The sequence below is a fragment of the Gordonia sp. i37 genome (assembly GCF_002043085.1).
Lineage (GTDB): Bacteria > Actinomycetota > Actinomycetes > Mycobacteriales > Mycobacteriaceae > Gordonia > Gordonia polyisoprenivorans.
This window is the reverse complement of record NZ_MVPX01000345.1, coordinates 1-267: the sequence shown is the minus strand read 5'-3', so window position 1 is coordinate 267 and position 267 is coordinate 1. Positions and strand designations below refer to the sequence as shown.

Genomic DNA, 267 nt, shown 5'->3' with positions numbered 1-267 from the left:
CCCGTGCTGTCCAAGCCACGCATCCTCGACCACGTCTGGAACTACGACTTCGGGGGCGAGGTCAACGTCGTCGAATCCTATGTCTCCTACCTGCGCCGCAAACTCGATTACGGTGTCACACCGCTGATCCACACCTTGCGTGGCGTCGGATATGTCATGCGGGAGCCGCGGTGAGCCCGAACCCACATGACGCGAACCCACATGACGCTGACCGGACCGATTGCGGCACGGTATCCCCATGAGCGTTCGCACCCGATCGGCGGGGCC

Annotated in this window: 1 protein-coding gene; it reads left to right on the top strand. The window is 63.3% G+C overall.

Annotated features, from left to right (window positions below):
- The coding region (locus B1964_RS16840; protein ID WP_139765769.1) for a winged helix-turn-helix domain-containing protein at nucleotides 1-174 on the top strand (174 nt) is incomplete at its 5' end.
- Nucleotides 175-267: the final 93 nt, after the last annotated feature.